At 60.4% G+C, this 14362-nt stretch carries 14 protein-coding genes; 8 read left to right on the top strand and 6 right to left on the bottom strand.

The window, feature by feature from the left end:
* Positions 1-562 precede the first annotated feature (562 nt).
* On the top strand, positions 563-1738 hold the full coding sequence (locus LDZ21_RS15245; protein ID WP_244795654.1) for an acyl-CoA dehydrogenase family protein: 1176 nt from the start codon (positions 563-565) through the stop codon (positions 1736-1738).
* A gap of 21 nt (positions 1739-1759) precedes the next feature.
* Here LDZ21_RS15245 and LDZ21_RS15240 read toward each other — a convergent pair whose 3' ends face one another.
* The 4 genes from LDZ21_RS15240 to LDZ21_RS15225 form a co-directional block, all read right to left on the bottom strand.
* Entirely contained in the window at positions 1760-2965 is a 1206-nt protein-coding gene (locus LDZ21_RS15240; RefSeq protein ID WP_244795653.1) for a benzoate/H(+) symporter BenE family transporter, read from the bottom strand.
* Positions 2966-2982: 17 nt separating this feature from the next.
* Entirely contained in the window at positions 2983-3261 is a 279-nt protein-coding gene (catC, locus tag LDZ21_RS15235; protein ID WP_244795652.1) for a muconolactone Delta-isomerase, read from the bottom strand.
* A gap of 51 nt (positions 3262-3312) precedes the next feature.
* A complete protein-coding gene (locus LDZ21_RS15230; protein ID WP_244795651.1) occupies positions 3313-4440 on the bottom strand; it encodes a muconate/chloromuconate family cycloisomerase in 1128 nt (375 codons plus the stop codon).
* Positions 4441-4545: 105 nt separating this feature from the next.
* Positions 4546-5469, bottom strand: coding sequence for a LysR family transcriptional regulator (locus LDZ21_RS15225; RefSeq protein WP_244795650.1), 924 nt, complete (start codon positions 5467-5469; stop codon positions 4546-4548).
* Between the two features lie 173 nt (positions 5470-5642).
* On the opposite strand from LDZ21_RS15225, the gene catA reads away from it, so the two are divergent.
* The 6 genes from catA to LDZ21_RS15195 all read left to right on the top strand — a co-directional run bounded on the left by catA (position 5643) and on the right by LDZ21_RS15195 (position 10780).
* On the top strand, positions 5643-6578 hold the full coding sequence (gene catA, locus LDZ21_RS15220) for a catechol 1,2-dioxygenase (protein WP_244795649.1): 936 nt from the start codon (positions 5643-5645) through the stop codon (positions 6576-6578).
* Positions 6579-6670: 92 nt separating this feature from the next.
* A complete protein-coding gene (locus LDZ21_RS15215) occupies positions 6671-8029 on the top strand; it encodes a Rieske 2Fe-2S domain-containing protein (RefSeq protein WP_244795648.1) in 1359 nt (452 codons plus the stop codon).
* On the top strand, positions 8026-8514 hold the full coding sequence (benB, locus tag LDZ21_RS15210; RefSeq protein ID WP_244795647.1) for a benzoate 1,2-dioxygenase small subunit: 489 nt from the start codon (positions 8026-8028) through the stop codon (positions 8512-8514). The genes LDZ21_RS15215 and benB overlap by 4 nt, the downstream gene beginning before the upstream one ends.
* Before the next feature lie 39 nt (positions 8515-8553).
* Positions 8554-9585 (top strand): benzoate 1,2-dioxygenase electron transfer component BenC, encoded by a 1032-nt coding sequence (gene benC, locus LDZ21_RS15205; protein ID WP_244795646.1) that lies wholly within the window; start codon positions 8554-8556, stop codon positions 9583-9585.
* The gene (benD, locus tag LDZ21_RS15200; RefSeq protein ID WP_244795645.1) at positions 9572-10348 is read left to right on the top strand and encodes a benzoate diol dehydrogenase BenD; all 777 of its coding nucleotides are present in this window, start codon (positions 9572-9574) and stop codon (positions 10346-10348) included. The genes benC and benD overlap by 14 nt, the downstream gene beginning before the upstream one ends.
* 33 nt (positions 10349-10381) lie before the next feature.
* Positions 10382-10780 (top strand): RidA family protein, encoded by a 399-nt coding sequence (locus LDZ21_RS15195; protein WP_244795644.1) that lies wholly within the window; start codon positions 10382-10384, stop codon positions 10778-10780.
* A 269-nt stretch (positions 10781-11049) separates the two neighbouring features.
* Here the strand turns inward: LDZ21_RS15195 and LDZ21_RS15190 are convergent, their stop codons facing one another.
* Positions 11050-11499: a LysR substrate-binding domain-containing protein gene (locus LDZ21_RS15190; protein ID WP_244795643.1), complete on the bottom strand. Its 450-nt coding sequence runs from the start codon at positions 11497-11499 to the stop codon at positions 11050-11052.
* Positions 11472-11612 (bottom strand): helix-turn-helix domain-containing protein, encoded by a 141-nt coding sequence (locus tag LDZ21_RS15185; RefSeq protein WP_244795642.1) that lies wholly within the window; start codon positions 11610-11612, stop codon positions 11472-11474. The genes LDZ21_RS15190 and LDZ21_RS15185 overlap by 28 nt, the downstream gene beginning before the upstream one ends.
* 181 nt (positions 11613-11793) lie before the next feature.
* Here LDZ21_RS15185 and LDZ21_RS15180 point away from each other — a divergent pair, with 181 nt between their 5' ends.
* On the top strand, positions 11794-14226 hold the full coding sequence (locus LDZ21_RS15180) for a glucose/quinate/shikimate family membrane-bound PQQ-dependent dehydrogenase (protein WP_244795641.1): 2433 nt from the start codon (positions 11794-11796) through the stop codon (positions 14224-14226).
* Positions 14227-14362 lie beyond the last annotated feature (136 nt).

The raw sequence follows: 14362 nt of genomic DNA, 5'->3' as shown, positions 1-14362 counted from the left end.
CTAACGTCAGCCGCGCTTCGCTCCATCCAATTTCTAACGATAACCAATTGAGGTTTGAGCATTAGGCGATAGCGCAAACTCTTGCGCCTCACCGCGTATGAAGTCATCCGAAGCAACTGGTTATTTCAGCCGATGGCGAGCGCGGCGCCACGGTGCAACATCTGCTTCAAACTCACGCGCAGGGTCACGGCCGAAAGTTACGAGGATTTCGTCCGTATCGTCATTCTCTAACTGCAGACGGGCGGCATCTATAAGACATCGTGCGAAGAAGGCACGCTGCGAGAAGGTGCGCGGCTCGGTTCACGTTATACCGGCACGGCTTTTCGGGAGCTTCGAAACCGCTTCAACTTATTGGCTGAGAAATATAAACGCACTGAGCGGAATCTGCGGCTCGCGCGGACTAACGTGGCGACCCCGCGTCCACTTAAAACAGCGGCGATTCCCCATGAAATTCCGCTATCAATCTATGGATTTCGGCATGCGCGTCTTATACCCTTGCAGTCACGCACCGCGTGCCTCGCAGACGACACCGGATGACCCATCACGATCAGGAGGTACCGCAATGAGCCGCACTGAGAACGCACCGTGGACCGAGCCGCTCGACGCGCTCTTGCGTGAATGGGCGCAAACCGCCGCTGCGCGCGACAAATCCGGCGGCACCGCATTTCACGAGCGCGGCCTGCTGCGCAAGAGCGGCCTGCTTCGCCTGTCGATTCCGGCGCAATACGGCGGCGACGGCGCTTCATGGTCGACGACGCTCGATATCGTGAGGCGCATGGCGCAAGTCGACAGTTCGCTCGCGCATCTCTTCGCGTTTCATCATCTGCAACTCGCGACGATCCGCCTTTTTGGCCGCGATACGCAGATTCGCCACTGGCTGTCCGAAACCGCAAATCAGGGCTGGTTCTGGGGCAATGCGCTTAATCCTCTCGACAAGAGCACGCGCGCGCTTCCCGGTGAAACGAACGGCTATCTCTTCGATGGCCGCAAAAGCTTTTGTTCCGGCGCCCGCGACTCCGATCAACTGCTCGCGTCTGCATTCGACAGCGACGGCAAGCTGCTCATCGGCGTGACGCCGACGAATCGCGCGGGCATCACCGTGCTCGACGACTGGGACAACATGGGCCAGCGTCAGACCGACAGCGGCACGGTGATCTTCGAGCGCGTCAGCATCGCGCCGGATGAATTGCTGAACGATCCCGGCCCGCTGTCGAGTCCTTTCGCGTGCCTTAGACCGCTCCTCGCACAGGCGATCCTGAGCCACATCTACGTGGGCATCGGCGAAGGCGCATTGCAGGCGGCGCGCGAAGCGACGCTCGCGCAGGCGCGGCCGTGGATCGCTTCGCAGGCGGAGCGGCCCTCGGAAGATCCGTATGTGATTGCGCATTACGGCGACTTCTGGGTCGCGCTGGAGGGCGCCCGCCTGCTCGCCGAACGCGCGATGCAAGCGTTCGACGAGGCTTGGCAACGCGGCCTTGCACTGACGGAGAGCGAACGCGGCGAAGTGGCCATTGCAGTGGCCACGTCGAAGGTCGCGGCGGCGCGTGCGGGGCTGGAAGTCGCGAGCCGCATGTTCGATGTGACCGGGGCGCGTTCGACCACGGCGGCGCTGCGTCTCGATCGCTTCTGGCGCAACGTGCGCGTGCATACGCTGCATGATCCGATCGACTACAAGGTTCGCGAACTGGGCGACTGGGCGCTCAATGGGCGTGCGCCGAAGCCGTCGTTTTATTCGTGAGGATTCGGCGGCGAACGTTCACTAACCCGTAGCAGCGTTTCTTCTCAGCACGAGATGCGCGACCGTTCCCAGAACGATTCCCCAGAACGCAGAACCGAGACCGAGAAAACTCATGTTGGAGGCAGTCGCAATAAACGTGATGAACGCGGCTTCGCGATGCGCCTCATCGTGGACGATGCCCGCGATATTCGTGGCAATGGCGCCCAGCAGAGCCAGCCCCGCGAGAACCGCCACGAAAGCGTTCGGAAGCGCGGCGAACAGCATGACGACCGTTCCCGCGAAGGTTCCGCCGATCAGATAGAACAAGCCATTTGCAATGCCCGCGATATATCGGCGCTGCGGGTCGCGATGCGCATCGGGACCCGTGCATAGCGCCGCGGTGATCGCCGCGATGACGATCGTCACGCCGCCCGTGAAAGCGACCAGAATCGACGCGAGGCCGGTTCCGACGAGTACCGGCCGGCTCGGCGTTTCATATCCGGAGACGCGCAGAATCGCGAAGCCGGGAAGAAACTGGCCCGTCAGACTCACGATGACGAGCGGCAGCGCGAGGCTGATCGTCGATTGCCAGTTGAAGGTAGGCAGCGTGAACACCGGATGAGTCACTTGAAGGCTCACGGTATCGAAATGCGTCAAGCCAAGCGCCGCAGCGAGCGCACAACCGAAAGCAAGCACGAGAATCAGGCAGTAACGCGCGGCCAAGCGCCGAAACACGAGATAACTGCCGAACATCCCGAGCGCGAGCCACGGATGAATGGCCACCGACTTGAACAGGTTGGTGCCGAACTGAAAGAGAATGCCCGCCATCATCCCGCAGGCAATGCCTTTTGGAATCCGCTTCGTGATTTGATCGAACAAGCCCGAGAGACCGAGCGCAAAAATACATGCACCGGCCACGATGTACGCGCCGATCGCATCGCTGACGGGCATCCCCGGAAAAAGCGTTACGAGCAGCGCGCATCCGGGCGCGGACCATGCCGTGATGACCGGCTGTTTCAGCCACCAGCTCAGCGTCAATCCCGATACCGCCGCGCCCATCGAAATCGACCATACCCACGAGGCCACTACGTCATTGCCGACATGCGCGGCATGCGCCGCCTGAAAGAAAATCGCGAGCGGCCCAGCATAGGAAATGACGACAGCGAGCAGCCCCGCCGTGACTGCGGATATCGACCATAAGCCTTTCTGATTGACGGAATCCAGCGTGCCGTTCTTGTTCTGACTCATGGAATGATTCAGCGCCTTTAGCGAATAGATGACGGATGATGAGCGAGCGGCATTACCTGCATCGTCATGTATGGAAACAACGGCAAAGCCGACAGCATGGTGTGCAGCTCGTCATGCGAATCGACGTCGAACACGCTGTAATTCGCATACTCGCCAACGACGCGATGCAACTGCTGCCACTTCCCTGCCCGCTGCAACTCTTGCGAATAGGCCTTTTCACGCGCCTTGATTTCTTCTGCCTGTGCGGGCGGCATGTCGTGCGGCAGGCGAACGTCCATTCTTACGAGATAAAGCATGTCTTCTCCTCGAGGGTAACACTCACACTGCATGTTGAACGGGACGGTCGCTCACGCCTTGTTGTCGCGTCGGTAAAAGGCGAGCTTGTCTTCGTCGATCTGCAACCCGAGCCCCGGACCTTGCGGAAGATGAAGATCGAAGTCGCGATACTGCGGACGATTCGTCACGATGTCATCCTTGAGCAGCAGCGGGCCGAACAGCTCGGTGCCCCAAGCCAACTGCGGAAGCGCGCTGAAAGCATGTGCCGAAGCGATCGAACCGATGCTGCCTTCGAGCATCGTCCCGCCATAGAGCGATACGCCCGCTGCATCGGCGATGGCGGCCGTGCGCATCATGCCGTAGATGCCGCCGGACTTTGCGATCTTCAGCGCGAAGACATCGGCACAGGCGTCGCGCACGAGGTCGAGCGCATCCTCGGGACCGGTGACGCCCTCGTCGGCCATGATCGGAACGATGAAGCGCGCCGCAAGCCGCGCAAGCGCTCCGCGATTCTCACGCGGCGTCGGCTGCTCGATGAGGTCGATACCCGCTGCCTCCAGCGCCTGGATACCCACAGCCGCATCCACTTCGTTCCATGCCTGATTCACGTCCACCGTGACCCTAGCGCGATCGCCCAGCGCCGCTTTGATCTTCGACACGTGGGCGACGTCGTCGCGCACGCTCCGACGGCCTATCTTCAGCTTGAACGTATTGTGGCGGCGTTCGTTCAGAAGCATTTCGGCTTCCTCAATATCGCGGGCGGTGTCTCCGCTCGCGAGCGTCCAAAGCACCGGAAGCGTCTTGCGCACCGCACCGCCCAGCAGCGCCGATACGGGCACGCCAAGGCGCTTTCCCTGTGCGTCGAGCAATGCGGTCTCGAGTCCTGATTTGGCGAACCGGTTGCCGCGTGCGACCTTGTTGAGCGTGAGCATCGCCGCGTTGATGTTGGTCGCGTCCTGTCCGATCAGCGCCGGCGCGAGATAAGTGTCGATCGTGAGCTTGATGCCTTCGGGACTTTCTTCTCCGTAAGACAGGCCACCAATGGTCGTAGCTTCGCCGATGCCCTCGATGCCATCGCTCGATCGCAGACGGATGACGACCATCGTTTGCTGCTGCATCGTCGTCATGGAGAGCTTGTGCGCGCGAATGGTCGGAAGGTCGACCAGAATCGCTTCGACAGACGTGATTTGAGCGTTCATACCTGAATTGGCGGAGTGGAAGGAGTCACTCAAGTATTGCCCGGGCAACCTCCGCCTGTCCAAGACCATCGACGTCTAATGCGATACCCCGAAGGTATGACCAACTCACTGCCCTTTCTCGGCGGGCGCCACGTGGGGAATCTGCGCTTCGTCGTAGAGCCGATAGATCAGTTCGAGCATCTCCCTGATGTCGCGCGACTCGTCCATCGCCCGCATGCTCATGATGATCGGCGATACCAGCGTCGGGTCGTCGAGTTCCCGGTAGCTGACGTCATCGCGCTTCAGGCCATAGACGCTGCTCGGCACGATGGAAATGCCCTCGCCTGCCGCCACCAGCCCCAATGCAATCTGGATTTCGCGCACCTCGTACACCTTGCGCGGCTCCAGTCCCCGGTCCTTGAATGCGGCGAGCACCTGATCGGCGTAACTTGGACGCGGCGTCTTCGGATAGACGATGAGCGTCTCATTGATCACGTCACGCAGCGCGCAGACCGGCTTCGAAAGCGCAAGCGGATGCCCCACGGGAAACGCGACGATCATCTTCTCTTCTCTCAGGACCACGCGGCGGATGTTCGCGTCTTCGAGACGAAGGCGGCCAAAGCCGACATCGATCCGTCCATCCTTGAGCGCCCGCATCTGATCCATCGTCGATAGCTCGTGGAGGCTGAGTTCGACTGTCGGGTTCTCGTCACGAAAGCGGCGAATGATTTTCGGCAACAGGCCATAAAGCGTCGATGCGACGAAACCCACTGACATGCTGCGCTCGATATTGCCGACTCGCCGCGTCATCGATTCGAGTTCGGACGTCTGCGCCAGCAACTGAACCGCGTGAGCGTAGAAGAACTTGCCAGTCTCAGTGAGTTTCAGCGGGCGCGAGTTTCTTTCGAAGAGCTGCACGCCCAGACTCTCTTCCAACTGCTGTATCTGCCGGCTGAGCGGCGGCTGGGCGATGTGAAGCCGCTGCGCGGCGCGCGTGAAGTTCCGCTCTTCGGCCACCGCCACGAAGTAACGAAGATGCCGCAGCTCCATACGATACCTCCGGGATATAGCCCGATACTAAATCAGTGTTGGACCATGCTGTTTGCCGTCCTCTATTCTGCATTCACGCTTTGTTTCAAGCCCGGACTATACCTTATGAGCATACGGGCATCGGCTTGAAACGAGGGTTAACCCCAGCAAAAGACAGAGACACAGGAGCAGACATGAGTGCCAAGGTATTCGACTCGAAGGAAGTTCACGACCTGTTGAGGGCCGCTGCGAATTTGGGAAGTCAGGACGGCAACGTCCGAGTCAAGCAGATCACGCATCGCCTGCTGAGCGATCTTTTCAAAGCCATCGACGACCTCGACATGACGCCCGATGAAATCTGGGCGGGCGTGAATTACTTCAACAAGCTCGGCAAAGATGGCGAGGCCGCGCTTCTCGCAGCCGGCCTTGGCCTCGAAAAGTATCTCGACATCCGCATGGACGCCGAGGATCGCGAAGCCGATATTCACGGCGGCACGCCGCGCACGATCGAAGGCCCGCTGTATGTCGCGGGCGCGCCGGTTCGTGATGGCGTTTCCAGAATCGATATCAACGCCGATGAAGATGCAGGCCCGCTGGTTATCCGTGGCACGGTGACGGGTCCGGATGGAAAGCCGCATGCCGGTGCGGTGGTCGAATGCTGGCACGCCAACTCGAAAGGCTTCTACTCGCACTTCGATCCGACCGGCGCGCAGGATGCCTTCAATCTTCGCGGTGCGGTGAAAACCGGCGCGGACGGCACATACGAATTTCGCACGTTGATGCCCGTTGGCTACGGCTGCCCGCCGCAAGGCGCGACGCAGCAACTGCTCGATGCGATGGCGCGTCACGGCAATCGTCCGGCGCATGTGCACTTCTTCGTGACGAGCGACAAGACTCGCAAGCTGACGACGCAAATCAACATCGAAGGCGATCCGCTGATCTGGGATGACTTTGCTTACGCCACTCGCGAAGAGCTCGTGCCGCACGTAGCCGAGAAGACCGGCGGCGCAGCCCTCGGCCTCAAGTCCGATGCGTATAAGGAAATCGTGTTCGACATCGCGTTGACTCCGCTGGTGCAGGGCAAGGACAACCAGTTGGTCAATCGCACTCGCGTCGCCGTCGCAGCCTGACGCAACATCGCGCCATATCGCCAGCACCCCCGCACGACTATTCAAACCGATGCAATGGGCTTCTCGACGAAGCCCGCATAGGGAGACGACTCATGTCCGCAACACTCGATAAAGCACGACAGCTCGACGACCTGCTCGCCAACGCGGTGCAGGACGACAAGGAAAACGGTGTTTTCCGCTGCCGTCGCGACATCTTCACGAACCCCGACTTGTACGAACTCGAGATGAAGCACATCTTCGAGAGCAATTGGGTGTATCTCGCGCACGAAAGCCAGGTCCCGAACAACAACGATTACTACACGACGTGGATTGGCCGCCAGCCTATTGTCATTACGCGTGACAAGACCGGTGAACTGCACGCAGTCATCAACGCCTGTGCTCACAAAGGCGCGATGCTCTGCCGCCGCAAGCACGGCAACAAGGGCAGCTTCACGTGCCCGTTTCACGGCTGGACCTTCTCGAACGCCGGCAAGCTGCTCAAAGTGAAGGACGAGAAAACCACTGAGTATCCGGTGCAATTCAACAAGCAAGGCTCGCACGACTTGAAGAAGGTCGCGCGATTCCAGAACTATCGCGGCTTCCTGTTCGGCAGCCTGAGCGACGACGTGACGCCGCTCGAAGACTATCTGGGCGAAACGAAGGTCATCATCGATCAGATCGTGTCGCAAGCGCCCGATGGTCTCGAAGTGCTGCGCGGCAATTCCTCCTACATCTACGACGGCAACTGGAAGATGCAGATGGAAAACGGATGCGACGGTTATCACGTCAGCACCGTGCACTGGAATTATTCGGCGACGATGGGACGCCGCAAGGTCGAAGGCACCAAGGCAGTCGATGCAAACGGCTGGAGCAAGTCGGTTGCTGGCGTGTATGGCTTCGAGCATGGCCATATCCTGCTCTGGACCAACACGATGAATCCCGAAGTGCGGCCGGTCTACCAGCATCGCGACGAAATCGCGGCACGCGTCGGCGAAGACAAGGCGAAATACATCGTCAATCAGACGCGCAATCTCTGCCTGTATCCGAACGTGTTCCTGATGGATCAGTTCAGCACGCAGATTCGCGTGGTCCGTCCCATCAGCGTCGATAAAACGGAAGTCAGCATCTTCTGTTTCGCGCCGAAGGGCGAAAGCGCAGAAAGCCGCGCAATCCGCATTCGTCAATACGAAGACTTCTTCAACGTCTCGGGCATGGGCACGAGCGACGATCTCGAAGAATTCCGCGCGTGCCAGGCAGGTTACGCGAACACGACATCGATGTGGAACGACATGTCGCGCGGCGCGCCGCTGTGGGTGCATGGTCCCGACGCGAACGCAAAGGGCATGGGCTTGAATCCGCTCGTCTCGGGCGAGCGCAGCGAAGACGAAGGCCTCTTCGTGGTTCAGCACGATTACTGGATGCAGGTGATGCGCGACGCCCTGCAAAAGGAACAGTCGGAGACGACAGCATGAGCATCGACTATCAGAAGGTCTGCAATGCGCTGTATCAGGAAGCGCGCTTTCTCGACGATCGCCAGTGGGACGAATGGCTCGCCTGCTATACGAAAGACGTCACGTACTGGATGCCCGCGTGGGACGACGACGACAAGCTGACCGACGACCCGCATAGCCAGATTTCGTTGATGTTTTACGCGGATCGCGGCGGACTCGAAGATCGCGTGTTCCGCATCAAGACCGAGCGCAGCGGCGCGTCCATGCCGGAGCCACGGACCAGTCATAACGTGACGAATGTCGAAGTGCTGGCCCAACGCGACAATGAAGTCGAGGTCCGATACAACTTCAACACGCTCAGTCATCGCTACAAGGTCACGGACCAGTTCTTTGGCGCCGCTTACGTCACCTTCCGCAAGATCGACGACCGCCTGCTCATTTCGAGCAAGAAGATCGCGCTGAAGAACGACTATATCCGCCAGGTGCTCGACGTCTATCACGTCTGATGCGCTTCGCAGGAACGAGACAAGGAAGTAGGAGGCATTATGTCCAGCTATAACATCGCACTGAATTTTGAAGACGGCGTGACGCGCTTTGTCGAATGCAAGGCCGGCGAGAAGGTTCTCGACGCCGCCTTTCGCGCCAGGATCAATCTGCCGATGGATTGCTCCGACGGCGTATGCGGCACATGCAAGTGCCGCGCTGAAAGCGGAAATTACGATCTCGGCGAGGACTATATCGAAGACGCGCTCTCCGGCGACGAGAAAGACAGCGGTCTCGTGCTGACGTGCCAGATGGTGCCGCAAAGCGATTGCGTCATCGCGGTCCCGGCGTCGTCGACGTCTTGCAAAACCGAGCACAACAAGTTCGCGGCAACGGTCACGAAGGTCGAACAACATAACGATGCCGCCGTGGTTCTCGAACTCGATGTGGACAGCGTTCCTCCCGTTTTCCTCGCTGGCCAGTACGTGAATATCGACGTGCCGGGCAGCGGACAGCATCGTTCGTATTCGTTTTCGTCCGCGCCGGGGGAATCGAAGATCAGCTTTCTGATCAAGAAGATTCCGGGCGGCGTGATGAGCACCTGGCTCGAATCCGCGCAACCGGGCAACAAGGTGGAGTTGACCGGGCCCATCGGCATCTTCTATTTGCGCCCCGTCGAACGCCCTTTATTGTTTCTCGCAGGCGGCACCGGTCTGGCGCCGTTCCTCTCAATGCTGGAAGTGCTGGCACGCACAAACTCGCAACAGAAGGTTCATCTCATCTATGGCGTGACGCGAGACCTCGACCTCGTGCTGGTCGAAGCCATTCAGGCCTACACCGGGAAGCTGCCGAACTTCACGTTCACGACCGTGGTTGCCGAAGCCGAATCCAGTCATCCGCGCAAAGGCTGGGTCACGCAGCACATGCCCCCAGAATGCCTGAACGATGGCAACGTCGATGTCTATCTGTGCGGCCCTCCGCCGATGGTCGACGCAGTGCGCAAGCATTTCGACGATAACGGTGTCGCGCCAAACAGCTTTCACTACGAGAAGTTCACTCCCAACGTCGCAGCGGTGGCTCATGAACACGCATAGATTCGAAGGCAAGGTGATGGTCGTCACCGGCGCGGCACAGGGCATCGGCCAGGGCGTGGCGCTGCGTGCGGCTTCCGAAGGCGCGAAGGTTCTCTTCGTCGATCGCGCGGACTTCGTTGCGGAAGTCGCGGCTCAAGCGACGGGCGCGGATACGGCCGGCTTCGTCGCGGATATGGAGACCTATGAAGGCGCAGCCTCGGCGATGGCATTCGCCATACAGCGGTTTGGCCGCATCGACATTCTGGTCAATGGCGTGGGCGGTGCGATCCGCATGCGGCCTTATGCCGAGTTCGAACCGGCCCAGATCGATGCGGAAATCCGCCGCTCGCTCATGCCGACGCTCTATGCGTGTCACGCGGTGTTGCCGCACATGCTCGCGCAAGGTCACGGAACGATCGTGAATGTATCGTCGAATGCGACGCGTGGCATTCGTCGCGTGCCTTACTCGGCGGCGAAGGGCGGTGTTAACGCAATGACGCAAGCCCTCGCGATGGAATATGGCGAGCACAACATCCGCGTCGTTGCGGCGGCGCCGGGCGGAACCGAAGCGCCTCCCCGGCGCGTGCCTCGCAATGCGGCAGGAGACAGCGCGCAAGAGAAGGTCTGGATGAGCGAAGCGGTTGAGCAGGTCACGCAGTCGACGTTCTTCAAACGCTACGGCACGCTCGAAGAGCAAGTCGCACCGATCCTCTTTCTCGCATCCGACGAAGCGGGTTACATCACAGGCGCGGTGCTGCCAGTTGCAGGCGGTGACAACGGCTGAAGCATGAGAGAGAATTTAAAAGGAGACGCCACGATGAACGAACGCAAAGCCATTGTCCCCGCAGGAATGGAAGCGGTGTACGACAAGATTCGCTACGCTCCGGCGGTGAAAGTCGGCAGCACGGTATACGTTTCTGGTCAGATCGGCCGTGACGGAAACATGAAGCTGGTGGAAGAACGCGAAGCGCAAATCGTGCAGGCTTTCGAGAACCTCAAGACCGTGCTCGAAGCGGCAGGCGCAACGCTCGGCGACATCGTCGACGTCACCACCTTTCACACCGACATGCGCGATCTTCCGCTCTTCATGGAAGTCCGTGACCGATACCTGAATACGCATCCACTGCCTGCATGGACGGCAGTGGGCGCGCATATGCTAGGCGGTGCTGCCGGTTACATCGTGGAAATAAAGGCCGTCGCTGTCATCGCTGAATGATGGCGGGTTATCGCCTGTTCAACGACCGGGAGCCGGTGCGCATCGCCAACGAGAAACTCGCCATGTTGTTGCGATACATGCAGATCGAACAGACCACGTGGCGCGCGTGGAGACGCTGCGCCGACGTGACGAAATTCGCGCGCGCCGCGACTCCTGCGAAGTCCGCGTCAGATCGTCGATGATCTATCGCAGGCACTCTTCCGTTCGGCACCACCTGAGCAAAACAATACAGCGCCGCGACGTAACGGCTCGTCATCACCGGCAGAATCTCAATGCTCTCGACATTGCACGCGATATCGAAGACTTGCCGGTTCGTCGTCCCCTTGTCCTGCAGCAAGACGGGATACGCACTGAGTTCCTTCAACGATCTTCGATCGCTGTGCGAGCGGATGCTCCAGATACATCAACGCCATCACCGGCGCGCGCTGCGTGAATTGCACGACGACGCCAGCTTCCGGTTTGAAGCTGAACGCAAGCGCAATCGACGCCTCTCCCGACAGCAACATCTGTCTCGCGCGATCTGACTTCACCACTTCCAGTTGCATCGCCACATCGGCGTGTTTTGCGCAAAATGCCGCCAGCGATACCGGCAAGAAGTCGAACGCGAAGCCTTCGGTGCAGGCAATGGTCAGCGTGCATGCGCGTCGCCGCTCTTCGCCTTGAATCTCTTCAAATACCGCTTCGGCATCGGCTAACGTGCGCTGCGCATGGCGCAGCAAAACCTGCCAGCATGCCGTTCGAAAAGCGACACGCCGAGTTCGCCCTCCAGCTTCGCGATATGACGGCTCAGAGCCGACACGGTCAGGCCGAGCTTCCCCGTCCGCCCTTTCATCCTCTTCCTTCGGACTTTGGCCCCTGAAAAACAGGGCCGCGCCTCGGTTCGTGCAAATTTTTAACTATTTGTTTAAAATTTGCCCGTCGCGCGGAATTGCCTTACGGAACCCTTGAGTCGCCTGGCCTGCGCGCGCGAAGCGTTCACCGGTTTCCTGCAGAGAGAAGAGAGAGAAAGTCAGATGTCCAAAAGTAAAGTCCGTCCTTCGGCGGCGCTGAGGGTCGGATGTGTTTTGCTGGGCCTCGTGCTGCTCGCAATGGGCCTGTTTTTCGTGGTCGGCGGCGCAAAGCTCGTGTCACTGCATGGCAGTGCGTATTTCCTGATTGCGGGCTTCGTCATCGTCGTGGCCGCAGTGCAGTTCTTTCGGGCGAAGTGGTCCGCTGTCGTCATCTATGGCGCGGCATTCGTCGGCACGCTGATCTGGGCGCTGATCGACGTCGGCCTCGATTTCTGGCCGCTCGTCTCGCGGCTCATGGTGCCTGCGGGCTTCATGGTGTTGTCGCTGGTTGCATGGCCGTCGCTTCGCAAGATCGATGCAGCGCAACCGGCGACGAAGCCGGCTTTCGCGCTGGCGGCTTTGATCGCACTCGGCATGCTGAGCACGCTCGTGCAGATGTTCCAGCCGCATCCAACTGTCCCGTTCGATGGCGTGCCGGCGCCGCTCGTCCCTGTCGCGAAAGATCAGGCGCAGAAGGACTGGAGCAATTACGGCAACACGCCGGGCGGCAGCCGCTTCGCCGCGCTCGATCAGATCACGCGCGACAACGTGAAGAACCTTCAGGTTGCCTGGACGTTTCATACGGGCGATATCCCCGTCAGCCCGACCGGCAACGGCGCGGAAGATCAGGAAACGCCGCTGCAAATCGGCGATCGCGTCTATCTTTGCACGCCGCATAACAACGTGATCGCCGTCGATGCGGACACCGGCAAGCAGATCTGGAAGCGCGAAATCAACGCGCAGGCGCAGGTGTGGAATCGCTGCCGGGGTCTCGCTTACTTCGATGCAACCCAGCCGCTCGCGCAGCCTGCGCTGAGCGGCGCAACGCGGGTCACTCCGGTATCGATCGCGGCCGGTGCGAACTGTCAGCGCCGCCTGTTGATGAACACGATCGACGCGCGCCTCGTCGCCATCGATGCCGATAGCGGCGCAATGTGCGAAGGCTTCGGCGATCACGGCTTCGTCGATCTGAAAGCGGGCCTCGGCGACGCAGCCGATCCGAAGTATCAGCTCACGTCCGCGCCGACGATGGCCGGCACGACGATCGTCGTAGGCGGACGCGTGGCCGACAACGTGCAGACCGACATGCCGGGCGGCGTCTTGCGCGGCTTCGACGTGATCACCGGTCAGATGCGCTGGGCGTTCGACCCCGGCCACGACGACGCGAACGCGCGCCTCGCGCCGGGCCAGACCTACGCACGCAGCACGCCGAACTCTTGGGCGCCGATGTCCTACGATCCGGCGATGAACACGGTCTTCATTCCGATGGGCAGCTCGTCGGTGGACCTGTGGGGCGGCAACCGCACGCCGCTGGATCATCGCTATGCAACATCGATCCTCGCGCTCGATGCGACGACCGGCAAGGAGAAGTGGGTGTACCAGACGGTCCATAACGACCTCTGGGACTTCGACGTGCCGATGCAGCCGAGCCTCATCGACTTCCCGCAGGAAGACGGCGCGACGAAACCCGCTGTCGTCTTCGGCACCAAGTCCGGCCAGATCTTCGTGCTCGATCGCATGACGGGCAAGCCGCTGACGAAAGTCGAAGAACGCCCGGTGAAGAAAGGCACGATTGCAAACGAGCAGTATCCGGATACGCAGCCGTTCTCGATCGGCATGCCGACCATTGGCGTCGGACCGCTGAAGGAATCGGACATGTGGGGCGCGACGCCGTTCGATCAGCTCATGTGCCGCATCAGCTTCAAGTCGATGCGCTATGACGGCCTGTTCACTGCGCCTGACACGGACGTATCGCTCAGCTTCCCCGGATCGCTCGGCGGCATGAACTGGGGCAGCCTGTCGACGGACCCGAATCATCACGTCATCTTCGTGAACGACATGCGCCTCGGCCTCTGGGTGCAGATGATCCCGCAGAAGACGGACAACGCAGCCGCGAGCAACGGCGGTGAAGCAGTGAACACGGGCATGGGCGCAGTGCCGCTGAAGGGCACGCCGTACGCGGTGAACAAGAACCGCTTCATATCGCCGCTCGGCGTTCCGTGTCAGAAGCCGCCCTTCGGCACCTTGTCGGCGGTCGACCTGAAAACCCGCAAGCTGCTGTGGCAAGTGCCGGCCGGCACCGTGCAGGATACCGGTCCGTTCGGCATCAAGATGCGCGCGAAGATGCCCATCGGCATGCCGACGCTCGGCGGGACGCTTGCGACACAAGGCGGACTCGTGTTCATCGCCGGTACGCAGGATTACTATCTGCGCGCGTTCGATAGCGCGACTGGCCGCGAAGTATGGAAGGACCGTCTGCCCGTCGGTAGTCAGGGCGGCCCGATGAGCTACGTCTCGCCCAAAACGGGCAAGCAGTACGTGCTGATCTCGGCGGGCGGCGCGCGTCAGTCGCCTGATCGCGGAGACTATGTCATCGCCTATGCATTGAATCGCTGACATGCCGTTCATGCTTCCGTCCTGAAGACGAACGGCGGCTGCGCGCGACGTGCGAGCCGCCGTTCGAATTCTTCGCTTCCGCAGTATCGGCCGCTTCCGCCGAAGGTTCCATGAGTTCGACAATTCTTACGCGCCG

Source organism: Caballeronia grimmiae, assembly GCF_022879615.1.
Taxonomy (GTDB): Bacteria; Pseudomonadota; Gammaproteobacteria; order Burkholderiales; family Burkholderiaceae; genus Caballeronia; species Caballeronia grimmiae.
The sequence above is the reverse complement of the archived record's forward strand: the minus strand, read 5'-3'. Positions and strand labels throughout refer to the sequence as shown.